Source organism: Frankia sp. CeCAU1, assembly GCF_977971845.1.
Window position 1 is genome coordinate 1 of record NZ_CDWWXA010000039.1, and the last position, 17,200, is coordinate 17,200.

11 protein-coding genes and 1 pseudogene are annotated in these 17,200 nt (G+C 68.8%); 8 read left to right on the forward strand and 4 right to left on the reverse strand.

Annotation, left to right across the window (positions count from 1 at the left end; translation table 11 throughout):
- Positions 1-629: pseudogene (locus AC08OO_RS09605) on the forward strand (hypothetical protein); the annotation flags it as partial.
- A gap of 25 nt (positions 630-654) precedes the next feature.
- On the opposite strand, the gene AC08OO_RS09610 reads toward AC08OO_RS09605, so the two are convergent.
- Entirely contained in the window at positions 655-2,244 is a 1,590-nt protein-coding gene (locus AC08OO_RS09610; protein WP_476611713.1) for a PAS domain-containing protein, read from the reverse strand.
- Positions 2,245-2,837: 593 nt separating this feature from the next.
- Here AC08OO_RS09610 and AC08OO_RS09615 point away from each other — a divergent pair.
- From AC08OO_RS09615 to AC08OO_RS09635, 5 genes are all read left to right on the forward strand, one after another.
- Positions 2,838-4,145: a TadA family conjugal transfer-associated ATPase gene (locus tag AC08OO_RS09615; protein ID WP_011435232.1), complete on the forward strand. Its 1,308-nt coding sequence runs from the start codon at positions 2,838-2,840 to the stop codon at positions 4,143-4,145.
- A complete protein-coding gene (locus AC08OO_RS09620) occupies positions 4,145-5,035 on the forward strand; it encodes a type II secretion system F family protein (RefSeq protein ID WP_476618429.1) in 891 nt (296 codons plus the stop codon). Before AC08OO_RS09615 ends, AC08OO_RS09620 begins: the two co-directional genes overlap by 1 nt.
- Positions 5,032-5,982, forward strand: a complete 951-nt coding sequence (locus tag AC08OO_RS09625) for a type II secretion system F family protein (protein ID WP_476618430.1) — start codon at positions 5,032-5,034, stop codon at positions 5,980-5,982. Before AC08OO_RS09620 ends, AC08OO_RS09625 begins: the two co-directional genes overlap by 4 nt.
- Positions 5,983-6,283: 301 nt before the next feature.
- Positions 6,284-6,799, forward strand: a complete 516-nt coding sequence (locus AC08OO_RS09630; RefSeq protein WP_476609906.1) for a TadE/TadG family type IV pilus assembly protein — start codon at positions 6,284-6,286, stop codon at positions 6,797-6,799.
- Between the two features lie 176 nt (positions 6,800-6,975).
- Entirely contained in the window at positions 6,976-7,419 is a 444-nt protein-coding gene (locus tag AC08OO_RS09635; RefSeq protein WP_476609905.1) for a hypothetical protein, read from the forward strand.
- Between the two features lie 269 nt (positions 7,420-7,688).
- Here AC08OO_RS09635 and AC08OO_RS09640 read toward each other — a convergent pair whose 3' ends face one another.
- Positions 7,689-11,171, reverse strand: a complete 3,483-nt coding sequence (locus tag AC08OO_RS09640; protein WP_476609904.1) for a phosphotransferase — start codon at positions 11,169-11,171, stop codon at positions 7,689-7,691.
- Positions 11,172-11,371: 200 nt separating this feature from the next.
- Entirely contained in the window at positions 11,372-13,060 is a 1,689-nt protein-coding gene (locus AC08OO_RS09645; RefSeq protein WP_476609903.1) for a CocE/NonD family hydrolase, read from the reverse strand.
- A gap of 619 nt (positions 13,061-13,679) precedes the next feature.
- Between AC08OO_RS09645 and AC08OO_RS09650 the strand changes: the two genes are divergently transcribed.
- On the forward strand, positions 13,680-14,207 hold the full coding sequence (locus AC08OO_RS09650; RefSeq protein WP_476607306.1) for a pilus assembly protein TadG-related protein: 528 nt from the start codon (positions 13,680-13,682) through the stop codon (positions 14,205-14,207).
- Here the strand turns inward: AC08OO_RS09650 and AC08OO_RS09655 are convergent.
- Entirely contained in the window at positions 14,149-15,267 is a 1,119-nt protein-coding gene (locus tag AC08OO_RS09655) for a hypothetical protein (protein ID WP_476609902.1), read from the reverse strand. The genes AC08OO_RS09650 and AC08OO_RS09655 overlap by 59 nt on opposite strands.
- 749 nt (positions 15,268-16,016) lie before the next feature.
- Between AC08OO_RS09655 and prfB the strand changes: the two genes are divergently transcribed.
- Positions 16,017-17,117 (forward strand): peptide chain release factor 2, encoded by a 1,101-nt coding sequence (gene prfB, locus AC08OO_RS09660; RefSeq protein ID WP_476609901.1) that lies wholly within the window; start codon positions 16,017-16,019, stop codon positions 17,115-17,117.
- The last annotated feature ends 83 nt before the right edge of the window (positions 17,118-17,200 follow it).

Consider the following 17,200-nt stretch of genomic DNA (forward strand, 5'->3'; position numbering starts at 1 on the left):
CCCCCTCTGCCGAGGCCGCCCCCTCTGCCGAGGCCGCCCCCTCTGCCGAGGCCCCCGAGGCGGTCGGGGTTGCTGCCGCGGGCGGTGTGGTCCCGTCGAACCTCGCGGTCACCCCGAACGATGCGGGGCCGTCGAAGAGCGCGCTGCCCGCGCACGGTCTGGCCCTGTCGCCCGAGCCGAACGTCTCGGGGGCGACGGTCCAGGCGAGCGGCGTTGCCACGAAGAACCGGCCACCGGCCCTGGGCGGACCGCCGTCGAGTGGTCAGGGGAGTGGCGGCGGTGTGAAGAGCACCGGTGGCAGGAGCACCGGTGGAACGAACGGGGCCAGCGGCCAGCCGGGCACGGGTAGCCGGGTCGTGCTGGAACCCGCGCCGCGGTGGAACGGTCTCCTCGATCCCGTGCGGTCGGGCGGCGACAACCTCAAGGAGATTGTCGGCGTGGGCCCGGTGATCGAGGCCCGGCTGCGGGCGTTGGGCATCACAACCTTCAGCCAGCTGGCCGAAATGGGTGATACCGACGTCGAGCGGCTCGCTCACCGGCTGGATGGCTTCGGTGACCGCATCGTCTCCGACGATTGGGTCGGCCAGGCCCAGGATCTGCAGGCCCGGCACTACGGCGGCGTCTACTGACCGGACCGCCCTCCACCCCGCTCGGTCACAGTCCGGAGATGAGTCCCTCGATCTCAGCCTCCAGGATCCGGCGGTCGGTGACGTCGCAGTAGAGCCAGACATGGCCGCGGTAGCCGTCGGCCGCGGTCAGCGGGATGTGGCTACGCTCGAACACCCGTCCGTCGGCGAACATCACCGTCTCCCGGCGTAGCGTCCGCCGTCGGCGGAGCAGGATGTCCAGGCGCGTCGCGAATCCGGATGGATCGTCCACCAGCCCGGGCCGGGGACGCAGCTGCAGCCGGCAGTCCGTTCCGACCAGGTCGACGGGCAGGTCCGCCAGATCGAACAGATCGCAGTACACCTGGTTCACCGCCACCACACGCCCGTCCCGGTCGGCGATGAGCACGGCGGTCGTCAGTTCGGCGAGCAGGGTCGTCAGCCAGCGTTCCCGGTCCCGGCATGCCTCCTCGATCCGTCGGGCCTCGGAGAACAGGCAGCCACAGGTGTGGTTCGAGCCCCTGGCGCGTCCGAAGGGACGCAGGTCGTCGTTCTCGCTGCGATGCAGGGCCACGGCCGCGCGCCACTCCGCTCCAGGCGGGAGCGTCCCGCGGGGAAACCCGACCGTGGGCCGATCCTCGGTGGATTCGCGGGATGTCGCCCGGCCTGGCGTCGGTTCGCCGGGAACCGGCCGACGGGGAAGCGGAACAGACCATTCCCAGCCCCGATCGCCCCGATCGCCCCGGTCGCCCCGGTCGCCCCGGTCGGACTGGTCGGACTGGTCCGGCAGATCACAGGGGTCCGGTCCGTCGAACGGGTCCGGTCCGTCGAACACGCCGAACCCGTCGAGATCGCCCGCGGGCACCCCATCGGCGGCGAGGGCCTGGAAGCCGAGGAGATCATGACCGAGCAGGTGTCCGTCGAGGAGGTCGGGATCGAGAGCGGCGAGTTCGAAAGCCGCCTCGCGACGGTGAAGGCGGTCGAGTTCGGCCTGCTCGTCGTCAAGGTGTTCGAGATCGGCCGCTTCGTGATGCGTCGCTTCGTGATGCGCCGGTTTGTGAGACGTCGGTTCGCGGGAAGCGACGTCGGGTTCGGCTCGCTCCCGGACAGCGACGTCGTCGGTATCGGGCTGGTCCGCGGACGATGGGCCGATCGGGGAGCGACGCCCCTGGAGCCGCGGCGAGGACACTGGCGCACCCTTCATCGGCACACCCGTCACCGGCCCGGCGGCGTTCTCGAACGCACTGGCCGACGGCACGGTGAGGGTGCCGACGATCCGTCGTCTACCGTCCCCTGCCGAGGTCACCACCGTCTGCATGACCGCGTCGCAGGGCGGTTCGCCCGGCCGGATCAACCGGACCTGGATCGAAAACCCGTCGCCGTGCGTGACGAGGTGCCGCCACCGGCTGCCGACGTTCGCTACGTCGCCGGGATGGACAATGCGTTGCCATCCCCGTCCGACCGCCTCGTCGCGGGTAACGCCGGTCAACTCGGACCACAGTCGGTTCACAAAGAGATACCGGCCTTCCGCATCGGTGGCGAATACCGCGACCGGGCAGTTTTCGACAATCCGCCAGAACATTTTCCAAGCGGTCGTGTCGAACATGTCTGACGATCGGGGATCCCGGGCGCCACTCATCGTGATGCCCCTTTCCCCCCCGGGGGATCATGCCGGGGATGCGTCGGGGGCAACGCCGCCCTGGTGGCCGAATGAGGTTCTCGCGAGCGGCTGACGACCGCGCTGGTTGTTGGCTGACCGGACACGGAAGGGACCCCCGAAGCAGGCGTTGGTGGGACGCTGGATGAGACCGGCGGGGTGGGGGGTTTCCGCCTGTCGACCCAGCGATGCGATATCGACTACAGGGATGTTCGGGTTAGGGACCGCCGAAAGGCTATCGCCTCGGCGTCGTTTCGAGGGAGAAATCGCGCGGGCGTTTCCGGGGCGGTTGGTGCACCGTCGGTGCAGTCGATATGCGCGCAGAGCGAGGATAGATGTCCGGTCCGCGGCCGCTTTTTGGCTGCGGAGAGTAGCAGCCTTGGTGGTCAAGGTGGGACCCTGTACGGGCTGTGGCCTAGCTGAGCCCTACCCGCTCCACACCCTCGGTGGGGGTTGTGCGAACGTTGTTGCGTCCGCCCCCGACGTCGGGGGTTGCTTACCAGTGACCTTCTTTCTACGCTTCGTGGCAATTGTCGGGGCGGGAAGAGACGAAAGTCGGAGGAGCAGCGGTTTCCGTGGCGGTGGCACGCGGCAGTTGGCTGGACGCGACATCGTTCGTGGAGGACGAGGTCAGAGAGCTCGTCCGGCGGCGTTCTCTCGATCCCGTGCGGGACCCGGCGCAGGTGCGTCAGCTCGTTCACGAGGTGCTCGCCGACTATGAGGAACGGGCCCTCGTCAGTGACCTTCCCCCGGTCGTCGACCGGGACGTCACCGCCCGGCTGGTCTATGACGCGGTTGCCGGGTTCGGGCCGCTGCAACGCCACCTCGACGACCCGACTGTGGAGGAGGTCTGGATCAACGAGCCGGGCCGGGTATTCGTCGCCCGGGCCGGTCGCAGCGAGCTGACGACGACCATTCTGACCGCCGATCAGGTCCAGGACCTCGTCGAGCGGATGCTGAAGTCCTCGGGCCGGCGGGTGGATCTCTCGACCCCGTTCGTCGACGCCATGCTTCCGGATGGTTCCCGGCTGCACGTGGTCATCCCCGATGTCACCCGGGTGCACTGGTCGATCAACATCCGTAAGTTTGTGCTGTCCGCGTCGAGCCTGGACGAACTGGTCGGTCTCGGGACGATCACGCTGGCAGCGGCCGCCTTTCTGGACGCCGCCGTCGTCGCCGGCCTCAACATCATCGTTGCGGGCGGCACCCAGGCCGGCAAGACGACCATGCTCAACTGTCTCGGCTCGGCCATCCCGGCCCGGGAACGGGTGATCAGCTGCGAGGAGGTGTTCGAGCTGAAGCTGCGGGCCGCCGACTGGGTGGCGATGCAGACCCGGCAGGCCAACCTGGAGGGCAGCGGGGAAATCCGGCTGCGCAGGCTGGTCAAGGAGGCCCTGCGGATGCGCCCGGACCGGCTCCTGGTCGGCGAGGTTCGCCAAGAGGAGGCGCTCGACCTGCTGATCGCGCTCAACTCCGGGCTGCCCGGTATGTGCAGCCTGCACGCGAACTCGGCTCGCGAGGCCGTGACGAAGCTGTGCACCCTGCCCCTGCTCGCCGGCGAGAACGTCAGCCACGCCTTCGTGGTGCCCACCGTCGCCGCCAGCGTGGACCTCGTCGTCCATCTGGAGAAGGACGTCTCGGGCCGGCGCCGCGTCACCGAGGTCGTCGCGCTGCCCGGCCGGACGGAGGGGGATGTCATCGAGATTGCCCAGATCTACCGCTCGCGCGCGGACGGACTGGTCCGCGCCGACGGCTTCCCGCCACATCCCGAACGGTTCGCCCGCGCCGGCTACGACCTGCCCGCCCTGCTGGCCCAGAGCGACCATGATTACCATCATCATCGGCCTGGCGGGGGCTGGCCCGAGATTGCCGCGGAGCGCTGATGGGCACCTTCCTCGGCCTGCTGTTCGGTCTGGGTCTGTTCCTTATCGTCACCAGCGGCCGGCCGCGGTTCCCGGCCTGGTCGGCGACGGCGCGCTGGGAACGGTCGACGAGCGACCTGCTCGCCCAGGCGGGCATCCGCGGCATGACCCCTCGCCAGTTCGTCATGATTAGCCTGGGTCTGGGCCTGTTGGTCGGCCTGGTCGTCCTGGCATTCACCGAGACCGTGTCGCTGGCCGGCGCCTTCGTCGTGTTTGCGAGTCTGCTGCCCCGAGCCCTCGTGGTCCGCCGGCGGCATGCCCGCAGGCATGATCTGCGGGAGCTGTGGCCGGACGTCGTCGACAACCTGTCCAGCGCGGTGCGGGCCGGGATGTCGCTGCCCGAGGGCCTGGCCGCGGTGGGGGTGCGGGGGCCGGTGCAGCTGCGACCGGCCTTCACCCGGTTCGGCGAGGACTACAGCGCCACCGGGTCGTTCTCGGCCTGCCTGGACCGCCTCGCCGACGAGCTCGCCGATCCGGTGGCCGACCGCATCATCGAGTCGCTGCGGATGGCCCGGGAGGTCGGCGGGACCGACCTCGGCCGGCTGTTGCGCACGCTGTCCACCTTCCTGCGGGAGGACGCCCGCACCCGCGCCGAGCTTGAGACGCGGCAGAGTTGGACGGTGAACGCCGCCCGACTCGCACTCGCCGCCCCCTGGATCGTGCTGCTCCTGCTGGCCACCCGGGGGCAGAACGTGCGGGCCTACGACAGCCCGACCGGGGTCCTGGTGCTCGTGGTGGGCGGCGCCGTGTCGGCCCTCGCCTACCTGCTCATGAAGCGGATCGGCCGGTTGCCGGAGGAGGGCCGGGTGCTGCGCGGGGGAGCGGTAGCCGGCCGGGGGGCGGGATCATGACCACGGTCGCCAGCGGTGCGCTGATCGGGTTCCTCGTCGGGCTGGGCCTGGTCATCATCGTCTACCGCTCCCCCCGGGCCCGGCGCATCCACCTCGCTGACCGAATCGATCCCTACCTGCGGGACACCCCCACACCCTCGAGGCTGCTCGACGACCGGCCGCGGGGGGTGCCGCGGCCGGGCCTCGCCGCGGTCGAGGCGCTCGCGCGCCCGTTACTCGCGGACGCCGCCGGTCGACTCGACCGTTTCCTGGGGGGCCGGGCCGTCCTGCAACGCCGGCTGACCCAGGCCGGCGGACGGACCAGCATCGAGGAGTTCCGCGTCCAGCAGGTCATCTGCGCGGCCAGCGGGGCGCTGATCGGCGCCTTCCTGCTGGCGCTGCGCGCGCTGCTCGGCGTCGGCCCGCCGGCCCTGGTCAGTGTCGCCTTGATCGTCGCTGGCACGGCCGGTGGGGTGGTGGCCCGGGACTACTGGCTGTCGCGGGCGATCTCCGAGCGCGAGGACCGGATGCTGCTGGAGTTCCCGACGATCGCGGAGCTGCTGGCGCTCGCGGTGACCGCGGGGGAGTCGGCCATCGGGGCGCTGGAGCGGGTCAGCCGGTTGACCCACGGCGAGCTTGGGCGCGAGCTGCGGCTTGCGCTGGCCGACGCCCGCGCCGGGGCCACCCTCGTGCAGGCGTTGGAGGGCATCGCGGCGCGCACGGCGTTGGCGCCCCTGGTGCGGTTCGTCGACGGGATGGCGGTCGCGATCGAACGGGGGACGCCGCTGGCGGACATCCTGCGCGCGCAGGCCGTCGACGCGCGTGAGGCGGGCAAGCGGCAGCTGCTGGAGGCCGGTGGCCGCAAGGAGATCGCGATGATGATCCCGGTCGTGTTCCTCGTCCTGCCGACGACCGTGATCTTTGCCTTCTACCCGGCCCTGGTGAGTTTCACCGTGATCGCGCAGTGAGTGTCCGGGGGCGCGCAGGTGGCCGCCCGCGGGGTGGACACGCCCGTCCGGCGAGGTCGGATCAGCCAGCCTGAAGGAGGAGACATGGGACGAACAGGGCAGGCCGTGAAAGCGAGATGGCGGGCCTGGCGGTCAGCCGTCGCAGCGGGCAGCCGCCATGATCGCGACCGGGGGGACGTCCCCGGCTGGGTCATGATAACCGTCATGACGGCGGCGCTGGTGGTCGCGATCGCCACCCTGGCGACGCCCGCTCTGCAGAACCTGTTCACCTCGGCCATCAACTCGGTGTCGGGTATCGGCGGTGGCGGCTGAGCTCGCGGCCGCCGCGGGGCCGGACGGGATCGACGGCGGCCCCAGGGGAACCGGGCACCGACCGGACGCGGTCGAGGATGACGCCTCGGACGCCTCGGACGCCTCGGACGCCTCGGACGCCTCGGACGCGGCTGACGGCGGATCGGCCGTCGTCGAGTTCATCCTGGTGGGGACGTTGTTGCTCTTCCTGATCCTGGGGATCATCCAGGTCGGCCTGGTGCTGCACATCCGCAACACGCTCGCGGCGGACGCCGCGGAGGGAGCCAGGCACGCGGCCAACCTCGGCGTGCCGGCGAGCGAGGGCGGTCCCTACGCCCAGACCCTCATCGCGCGGACCATCCCGGGACGGTCCGACGCCGTCTGCACCGGGGCGCAGGTCGACGGGCCGGGTGGCACGCCGCTCGCGGAGGTCACCTGCCGGGTTGCCGTGCCGCTCGTCCTGGTCCCGCTGGGCGACGGCATCACGATCAGGGTGAAGGGCCATGCGCTCAAGGAACTGCCGTGACGAGGGGTGGCGTGGCGGGAGATCGGGTCGCGAGGGCGATCCTGCACTCCCTGCCGCGGGCGATCCTGATGATCAGGACAGGTTGTGTGGCTTTCGTGCGCTGCGTCGGTCGCATAGGCCGCGTTGTCGGGCCCGGACAGGCAGGCCGGGCGACAAGGGCCGACGACGGTTCGGCGATGATCGAATTCGTTGGATTGTCCGTCGTGCTGCTCATCCCGTTCGTCTACCTGTTCCTGTGCGTCTTCGCGGTGCAGCGCGCGGCGTTCGGGGTGACCCAGGCCGCCCGGGAGGCCGGGCGGGCGTTCGCCACCGCGGACAGTGAGACGCAGGGCTTGGACCGGGCGCGGCTCGCCGCGCAGCTCGCCCTCGCCGACCAGGGCGTCCCCGGCGCGCCACAGGTCCGGTTCGCTCCCGAGGGCGCCGACTGTGGTGCGGGGGATCCCGGAGACGGCGCGGCAACCCTGGAGCCGGGCGCGTCGTTCGTCGTCTGTGTCCGTACGGTCGTGGCGCTGCCGGGAACCGGCGCCTTGTTCTCCGGCATTACCGATGTCACGGTCAACGGCCAGTTCACCGTGGTCATCGACCAGTTCCGCGCCGACCGGCGGGAAACCCAGCCGTAGCAGGGGATTCGCGCGTTCACGGAGTTACGCGGGATCGCAAGGTTTTACGGGGTCCGGTGGACTTTTTGGCGGCGAGGGACTTGTCCAGCTCGGGGAGCAACTCGGCTCGGCGCGCCAGGTCGGCGAATTTGGGGGAGCAGAGTACGGTCTGCGGTCCCTGAACCGTGACTGGTTCCCCAAAACTCGGCCGCCACGCGATGTCCACCACGTCCGTGGACTCCACTGATGTCGATCCGCGCGGACACCCGGCCGTTCTTGCTGGGCTCTGGCTATCGGCGTCTGCCGGCCCACTGCTGTATGAGGGCTGCGGCGGCCTCGTGGTCGATGGTAACTCGGTTGCTGAGTACGGCGTGCGCGGCGGCGAGTTTCCCGACGAGCTTGTCGATGAATGCATGTGTGTCATCGCGGCTGAGGTTTCTCTCGGTGATGATTTTTGTGTAGCGGACGGTGTCGACGATGGCGGACTTCACCCGTTCGTGGGAGAGGTAGGTGTCGAGGTCTGACTGCCATCCCTCGGTGGCCGGACCGTTGACAACGGAGGTCCACCCATGGACGAGTGCGGCTGACTCGTCGGGCTGGTAGCTCATCTTGTGCAGGTGGACCGCAAGATCATAGACCGGATCGCCCCACAGGGCGAGTTCCCAGTCGAGGAAGTAGGCTCGGCCATCCGAGATGATGATGTTCTTGCGGTGGATGTCGGTGTGGAGAAGGCGGAAAGGCCGCGGGTGCAGCGTCGTCCATCGACTGTTGATCTCGGTGAGCGCGTCGATGGGGATGCCGAACTCGGCGTACAGATCGCCGAAGTCGGGGAGGAACCGGGAATGCACGCCTGCGGTGACAGCGGACAGGCGGCGGGCGAAGTCGGCGGTCCGCCCGTCCGCCGGCCAGCCTGGCGGCGATTGCGGCAGGCGTTCGCGCGGGACGAGGCCGAGCTGCCCGAAGAGTTCCACGACGTCGCCGATGACGTGGTCGGGGACGCGGGTGCCGCGTGGTGCGGTGTTGTCGAGGAGCTGACCGGGAAGGAATTCCACGATCTGATAGCGGGGCTGCATGCGGGCGTAGAGCAGACGGGGCGCGTGGGTCACGGTCCCGCGGATGGCGCGCAGCACGTCCCCTTCCGGCCAGATCATCAGGTCCATGATGTCGCTGCCCGGAATCGGGATACGAACAATCACGTCTCCGGCCGGCGTGTCCATCCGGATGTTGTGGTTGTAGAAACCCGACGAGGCATCGGGGCGCCCGACCGCCTGCCGGTACAGTTCGTCGGGCCGCCACGTGTGCCCGTTGAGCAGGTCGGCGACGAAGTCCTCGACGCGGGCGTCAAGATCGGTAAGCGTGCCGAACGGCTGGATTCCTGCCCGTGCCCGGCTCGCGGCGGCGGTCACCTGCCCGTCATCGATGCCGAGGATGGACAGTGCGTGCGCCGAGCAGAGGATGATTGTCGGGTAGACGTCGGCTGCTTCCAGCTCGCGGACGCTCCACTGGAGCGAGGAAACCGCTTCGTCGAGCTGACCCCGGCGGGCATGGACCAGGGCGCGGTAGAACTCGGCGCGGGCTCGACCGGAGCGATACCCGACTCCATCGAGGGCGGCGCACGCGGACCGTAGGGAGGTCTCGGCCTCGTCGAGCTGACCGCATCGGAGCTGCCCGATGGCGAGAGCGGTATACGCCTTTCCGAGCTCGTGATGGGCGCCGATCTCGCGTTGGATCTCGATCGCCTGGCCTGCCTCGACGATGGCCTCGGCAGGGTGGGTGTAGGCGAGGAGTTCGGCCCGGTTGGTCTGGATGTTGGCCAACCCGAGAACGCTATCGGCTGCGGTGTAGTGGGCGGCGGCCTCGTCGAGATAGCGGGCGGCGGCGTCGAACTCGAACGCGAACCGGTGGGCGAGGTGACGCATCCGGGCCACGTCTCCGTGAAACTCGGTGTCCTGCCCCGGAGCGGACGCACTCAGGTCGGTGGCGAGTGCTTCCGCGTCTCGGAACCGGCCCTGGGCCATGTGAAGGTCGGCGGCCCACAGGCCCGCGGTCAGCCGGGATGCCCCCGTGGCGCGGTCCCAGACCTGGGTGTAGGCGTCGAGCGCGGCCTGGGTCTCACCGGCGATGCGTCGACCATGTCCGGCGGCCACGGTGAGCCGCGCGCCGACCATTGTGTCGATGGACAGAGCGGTGACCGGTTCGGGAACCAGCGCCGTGACCGTGGCCGCGTCGCCGAGGCGAATCGCCGCCTCAGCCTGCAGGCACCGCAGCGCTTCGGGCAGGTTGTCGTGGTCGGGTTGGTCGTTGAGCCGGGCGCGCAGGTCCTCGGTGATGCCTTGGGCGGCGCTGTGTCCCCCACGGCGAACCGCGTGGTCGGCATAGCCGAGGATGCTGTCGCCGCTGATCTGCCGACCCCGCAGGGCGTGATACGCGGCCTCCCGCAGGGCGCGGGCGGCATGAGCGCCGCTGTCCCGGCCGGTCGCCTGGTCGGCCCGGTTCTCCCACAGTCCCTGTAGCAGGGCGTGGATGTCGGTGGTGGTGCCCGGAGAAAGCCGTTCCCGCAGGGCTGCGGCCATGAGCTGATGAAACCGCAGCGCGGTGTTCGCCGGGTAGACGAATGAATATGCGGTGAGGGATTCCCAGGCGATGCGATGTCCCGGGAGATGGAACGTGGCCGTCAGCATCCGAAAAATATCATAGTCGAAGATTCGCGCCGGGCTCAGGACCTCCAGTGATCGAATCTCTTCCGGGGCGACATGCTGAAGAAAGCGCGCCAAGATCTCCTGCTGGGACACGAGGGCACCGCTGACCCGCCCGCCGGTCTGCAGGTGCGTGTCCACCGCCAGGTTCAGATAGAATGGGAGACCTGCGCTGGCGTCCGCAATTGTCTGGCGCTGGAACGGATCGGTGATCCCGCCGGTGTCGAGGAGTTCCAGCCGGGCTTCCATGGGCAGGCCGCCGATGTCGCATATCTCGATGAGGCCGTCCCAGTCGGGATCCGTCAGTTCCCACCGCAACGGTTCCCGGCTGGCGATGACCACCAGGCCGCGGTCGAGCTGTGCCACGAGATCACGTAGCCAGGCATCCGCGAGTTGCGCCCGTCCGGTGCGTACCGGGTTCGGCACCAGTGCCTCGTGGCTGTCAAGGATGATCACATACTGTCTGTCCTGGCTGGCAGCCCGAAGGTCTTCAGCGAACAGAAACGTGACGGCGTCGGCGAGCTCACTGTTCGGCAGGTCGTCGAGTGTCGCCAGGGTGGGATCGCGCCGCACCCGCAGGCGGCGGCGTACGTCGCAGCCGCCACGCTCCAACAGCTTGACAAGGCCGCGGGCCGTACCGAAAATCGGAATTCCGGTCATCGTGTCGGCGATATCCGCGAGAATGGAACTCTCGTCGACGAATGCCAGTTCCGAACGATTCAACCGCAGATGTGGGTGTAGCCGCTGCCACAGCACTGCGTAGGCGATGTCGAAGCGATCGAAGTGGACCCCTTGCGACCCCAGTTCGTTACGTAGCACCGCCAGCGCGTCTTCCTGCTGGCGCAACGAGTGCACCTGCAGATCGAGCGATGCCGTTCGATACCGGGTTGCCGCCCGGTCCTTCAACTCGCGCAGTAGTCGTGACTTACCTATACCGCCCACGCCGATGGCGTTGAAGACCCGTGGACCGTCACCTAGATGGGTCAGCTCTTCGGCGAAAGCCGCCAGCACCGGTTCGCGGTCCACGAAACGCCGCTGCAGTGCGGCGACCCGATGAAACCGTGGCGCAGGCGCCATGTAGACCTCCGACCATCACAGACCGCAATACCGTCGAGGACGATGCAATCATAGTCGAGCTTGACGACGCACGATGGACCAGCACATCGTGCTGCGGCGCGATCCGATCCTTCCGTCCCGCACCCGGGGGGCGAGCCCGGGTGCGGGACCGCGACCACGGTTCCGCACCCGGGTAGGCGTGCGCCGTGGGATCCGGTCGGCTAGTCGTTCTCGAGCGGAATCTCGTCGAGCGGGATGTTCAGGTAGGACGAGGAGCCGTCGGTGGACGAGATCTCGATTTTGCTGTTGGTGACGGTGGCGTCGCCGAAGAACCTGTCCTTGGTGTCCACGACCAGCTGTATCTGGTGGCCCGGCGTGATGCGGTAGTCGGCCGGCTGTAGGTGGATGTCGATTGTTTGCGTCTCTCCCTCGCGGTCGTTGAGTAGGGTGAAGGGCGCGCTGGTGATGATTTTTGCCTTACCGGTACCCGGGTCGACGTCGAACAGGTGCGCCACGAGCGTCGCGCTCTTCGCGGACGGGGTGACCGTGAGATGCGCCGAGACGGTTCCGGTGATCTGACTCGGTGCGGTGAGCGGTTCGGTCGACCACACCGCGGCGTCCTCGCGGGAGATCTCCGAGGTCTCGTACACGATCGGAGCCCCCAGTCTTTCGAGGACGCCGGTCTTTACCAGGGCCGGGGCTATCAGTGCTGGGGTGTCCGTGCCGGCCCGGAAGGTGTGGCTCCACCCGGAGTTGGGCTGAGGCGTCAGTGAGCCGTCCGATGTCCCCGGCAGCGGCGCGTTCAGGTAGTAGCGCCGCGGCGGCAGCGTGTACGAGTCCCAGTCGGCGAATTTCTTGATCGTGAACAGGTTGTGCATGTACTCGGTGTGCACGTCGCCGTCGTTCTCCACGCCGTTCTCCTCGTCGGCAACGAAGCGGTCCAGCCAGCGGAAGGTCGTCGCTGTCGGACGACTGATACCGCCGAGAAACCCCTTGATCTCGTCGCCGCCATGATCCCCGATCATTACCAGGAGGCGTTTGGGACCGATCAGTGCGTTGAAGAACTCCACCACCGCGGGTACCGAGAAGATGGTCTCGTGCCAGTAGGTGCCGAGGAAGATGGGGACCCTCCTGGCGTTGAGCTCGTTCAGATAGGTAACCGGTGAACGGACCGCGCTGAACTCCAGCAGCCGTTCGATATTCCGATTGGCCCGGAAGTCGTCGAAGATTTCCCTGACTTCGGCGGAGAGGTTCTCCTCGCCGAACAGCTTGGCGAGCTCCTCGAACGCCAGTAGGTGTCGTGTCTCGTTCTCGTACAGCGATCGGCCCAGATCGGCCCAGGCGCTCTGCGCGCACACGGCCCTCACCCGGTCGTCGTGCGCCGCGATGATCAGGCTCTGGCCGGCGCCGTAGGACGACCCCGCGAACCCGATCCGATCCGGATCCGCGCGGTCGGGATAGGTGTTCAGTACCCAGTTGATCACGGCCGAGCCGTCCGCCCGGTCCCGCGGACCGGCGACGTCTATCTTCCCTGTGGAGTCGGCGAGCCCGCGCTCGCTGTACGCGACCGCCAGATATCCCTTGAGCGCGAAGTTCAGGAGCATCCCCGGATACGATTTCCATCCCGTCGGCGCCAGCGGAGCCGGCATGATGACAACCGGGTGCGGCCCCGGCCTGAGGGGGACCAGCACGCCGGCGTCGAGTTGGACGTCGGCATCGGCTCCGGGGATCCTGGTCGTGGTGAAGGCCCCTGCTCCCCGTAGTTCCTCGAACTTTGCCACGGTCGTCGGTGGGAGATTCCTGAAGTCGCCGCTCTCGAGGTTCTCGAGAGCGGCGATCTCCGCGTCGAGCAGTGTTCTGTCGTTGGGCGCGAAATCGAACGCGTTCGTGGTCTTGGCAGTCGTGGTCACTTGGATGATCCTCTTCTGGGCATGGGAAAAGGAGTCTGCCGGCGAACCTCGCCAACGGACGCGCGATCGTCCGCGGCCGTGACAAGGTGAGATCAGGATATCGGATCCGTGGTGCGGAAGTCTCCCGGTGCACGGGTTCGGAGCCTAGAGGTGTACGCGATCGTCAGGGGTGAGGTGAGTACTTTGTCCGCGCGCCGTACGGCAAGATGGTGTTGACCCGCACGCGGCTGCTGGTTACGAGCGAAGCCCTGCAGCCAGGACAGCGCGAGTACGAACAGCGCCAGCACGGCCCACGGCGGCGAGCCACCGCCAGAGGCCCGCGGGCGAGCGGAAGCCGATGGCGAAGGCCACGCCGAACACCAGCGCCGTCGAGACGAGATTGCGAACACGCTCGCCACGACGTGTCCCACGATCAGTGCGCCGCCGTTGACGTCCATCGAGCGGAACCGGTCGATGACTCCGGTGGTAAGTCGGATCAGTGCCGCATGACCGTATTCTCCCGCAATGGGGTTACTATTCTCCCACAATAGGGTTGCTAATAGGGTTGCTGGGGCAGTGGGTTTCCGGCCCCGCCTGTTCGGCCTTCCGGCAGGAGCGTCAGCGAGGAGAACGCGTGCCCGTGACCAAACGTGTGCCTGTGACCAGCGGCGGGACGGGGTCGGCCGGAGCAACGGGGTCGGCCGGAACACCGGACGGAGTCGTCCGCCCGGACGGGACCAACCGCGCGGACGGCGGGACCATTCTCGTGCTGACGCTGGGGTATCTCATGGTCGCGGCGATGCTGGTGGTCGTTGTGACCGACGTGTCCGCCGTCTACCTCGCTCGTCGGTCGGTGGCCTCGGCCGCCGACGGCGCCGCGCTGGCCGCTGCCCAGCGCATCGACGAGAACGCGATCTACACCGCCACCGACGCCTTCGAGCGCCTGCCCCTCGCCGACATCGCCACGACCGTCGATCAGTACCAGCGCCGGGCCGATCCGAGTGGCCGCACGACCCTCACCTCCACCCTCGTCGACGCGACGACGGTGGAGGTGGAGGGCACGCGTGTGGTCGACCTTCCGGTCGTCGGCTCCCTCGGGGTGGGTCCGGTCACGGTACGTGCCGGAGCGCAGGCACAGTCGGTGGTCCGCCAGCCCGCTGCACCATGACGCCGGCCGGCGCCGGAACGCCGAACCGCGCCGGTTGCGTGCGCGTCACCCGTTGGCTTTCCTCCGACCCCTGGTGCAACCAGGTCGAGGTGGCGTCCATGAGATCGTCGAGACCGTGGCCGGTGCGGCGCTCGGCCAGATCCGACACGTCCCGGACCAGCCGGGCCACCCATTCGGCCGGCCGCCCGGCGGACAGCGCCACCGCCTGAGCGGCGTGCTGGGCTGCCTCGTCGCGATCCGGGACCTCCCGGGCCAGTGCGGCCCGGGCCTGCGCCATCCGCACCGAGACCACCATGCCCGTCTGGCCGCTGCCGGTGATCAACGCCGAGGCGCGTTCCAGGTGAGGCGTGGCCTCGTCGGCTGCGCCGACGGTGGTCAGGGCCTCGGCGCAGGCCAAGGCCAGATCCGCCGGGGAGTAAGTGTCGAGCGAGAAACCCGGCGAGCCGTGGGCGGTGTCGTCGAGCCGTTCCATCGTCTGCCAGGCTCTGGCGACGGCGTCCCGGACGCCTGCCCGGTCGCCGGTCGCCGCACAGGCGCTGGTGACGACCTTCCCGGCGATGAGGGCCCGGGTGGAGCTGTGCCCCGCGATCCGCGCCGCCGCCCCGGCGATCTGCAGGGACACCGCCGGGCTGTGTGGGCGGACCACCCGGGCGCGCAGGGCCAGGGCGCGGGCGGCGAGTGGCCCGTCCCCGGCCGCCCGGGCGAGCGCCGCGGCCCGGTCGGCCCGCGCAGCGGCGTCGGAGTGTTTGCCGCGGTCGTAGGCGGTGGCAGCCGCCACCGTCGTGACCGCCGCGTGCAGCCGCATCCACTCCAGCGCAGGCCGGCCGCGCAGCCGGTGTTCCCGGGGCACGGTCTGTGTCGTGCGCTCTAACGAGACCAGGGCGGACGTGGTAGTGATCAGATCAGACGTCTCGTAGGCTTTGACCGTCGCGGTCAGGGCTGCCATGCAGGCTTCGTGCAGGCCGGACGCGTCGCCGCGCAGACTCACGGAGCCCACCGCCGCGAGGCCGGTGGCAACCAGGACAGAGCGTCGGTCTGCGACCTCCGAGACCTCCGACACGATGGGACCCTCCGTGCTCCTGCGGGAATGATCGCGGCCTTCCGCTGGCACGCGACAGGGCGGTGAGTCGCCGCCGCTAACGGCGTGATCCGATCGCTCGGACGACAGATCCGGTTATTCACGGCGGCCTTCCTCCTCTTCCCGTGGTAGTGGTCGGTTTCCCGTGGTAGTGGTCGGTCCTTGAGTCTTGTCTTCGTCCTGTCCCGGCGACATCGACCGGTGCACACGCGCGCACCGGTCGATGCATCCGAGCTCTCCGCATCCGAGCTCTCCGTGGCCGACCCCCATATGGTCGCGGGGCCGCACTGTCCCGACGAAACCCGGCGTTCACGTATTCGTGCGCGAAGCGCCGCCTTCGAAGGTATCGTTCGGGGGCCGCGGACGCGTCGAGTTGTGCGAACTCGGCGATGTGGTACGTGTCTCTTCAGGAATTGGCATCGGTTGTTGTCGGAGGTTGTCATCGGACGGCTGAACCGGCTGACCGCCCGGGGCCGCTGTAACGATTGTCCGCAGTGCGGGCGTCGGTCGGCCGAAATGCTCGTGGCATCCCGCGAATGTTTCATCCTCGTGTCGTCGAGCCATTGCATGTTTCGCCACGATGATGTTTCCTGGTCGAGACGTCGTCGGGATGCCGTCGGGAGGTCGTCGGGGCTCGGCGCGACGCCGATGCGAACTCGGCCGGCTCCCGTCCGGGCGGACAAGATCCGTTGTGGCGGTGGCCCCCGGGCGCCGCCGGTAAGGTGAACAGCATGGCCGTCGACCTGTCCGAGGAGATCAAACAGCTGGATGCCACGTTGACCGGCATCGAGACGGTTCTCGACGTGGAGGGGTTGCGCCGTCGCGCCGAGGAGCTGGAGCGTCAGGCCGCGGACCCTGACCTCTGGTCCGATCAGGACCGGGCCCAGGCTGTCACCCGCCGGTTGTCGTCGACGCGCGGGGACATCGCCAGGGTGGAGGGGCTGCGTCGCCGTCTCGACGACATCGCCGCCGCCGCGGACCTCGGCGATGAGGATCTGCTCGCCGAGGCCGCAGCCGATCTTCCCAGGCTGTCCAGTGACATCGCCGGTCTCGAGGTTCGGACCCTGCTGTCCGGCGAGTACGACGAGCGGGACGCGATCGTGCAGCTCTCGGCCGGGGCCGGCGGGGTGGACGCGGCCGACTGGACGGCGATGTTGCTTCGGATGTACCTGCGGTGGGCCGAGCGGCACGGCTACGCCACGGAGGTCTTCGACACCTCCGAGGCTGAGGAGGCGGGTCTGAAGTCGGCAACTTTCCAGGTCAAGGCGCCCTATGCGTACGGGACGCTGCGCAGTGAGCACGGGGTGCACCGGCTCGTCCGGATTTCGCCGTTCGACAACCAGAACCGGCGGCAGACCTCCTTCGCCGGGGTCGAGGTCACCCCGGTCGTCGAGCTGTCCGACCACGTCGACATCGACGACAAGGATCTGCGTATCGATATTTTCCGTTCGTCCGGTCCGGGTGGGCAGGGGGTCAACACCACCGACTCCGCGGTCCGCATCACGCATCTGCCCACGGGCATCGTGGTGACGTGTCAGAACGAGCGCAGCCAGCTCCAGAACAAGGCCGCCGCGATGATCGTGTTGCAGGCGAAGCTCCTGGAGCGGCGGCGGGCCGAGGAGGCGGCGGAGAAACAGCGCATCACCGGCGGGCCACAGGACGTCTCCTTCGGATCGCAGATCCGTAACTATGTCCTCCACCCGTACCAGATGGTGAAGGATCTGCGTACCGACACCGAGACCTCGAACACCAGCGGTGTTCTCGACGGCGAGCTCGATGATTTCATCGACGCGGAGATCCGGTGGCGGCGGTCGGTCGAGAACCAGGCGTGAGAGGGTTCTTCGGAGCTTTTGTCGACGCCTGGGATGTGTCTGGTTCCGGACTGGGCGGGCAAGCCTCGCCGCACCGTCCGGGC

Excerpts from the sequence above, each read along its gene's own strand:
- AC08OO_RS09625 (WP_476618430.1), top strand. The coding sequence starts at position 5,032 with ATGACCACGGTCGCCAGCGGTGCGCTGATCGGGTTCCTCGTCGGGCTG.
- AC08OO_RS09635 (WP_476609905.1), top strand. The coding sequence starts at position 6,976 with ATGATCGAATTCGTTGGATTGTCCGTCGTGCTGCTCATCCCGTTCGTC.
- AC08OO_RS09620 (WP_476618429.1), top strand. The coding sequence starts at position 4,145 with ATGGGCACCTTCCTCGGCCTGCTGTTCGGTCTGGGTCTGTTCCTTATC.
- prfB (WP_476609901.1), top strand. The coding sequence starts at position 16,017 with ATGGCCGTCGACCTGTCCGAGGAGATCAAACAGCTGGATGCCACGTTG.
- AC08OO_RS09610 (WP_476611713.1), bottom strand. The coding sequence starts at position 2,244 with ATGAGTGGCGCCCGGGATCCCCGATCGTCAGACATGTTCGACACGACC.
- AC08OO_RS09640 (WP_476609904.1), bottom strand. The coding sequence starts at position 11,171 with ATGGCGCCTGCGCCACGGTTTCATCGGGTCGCCGCACTGCAGCGGCGT.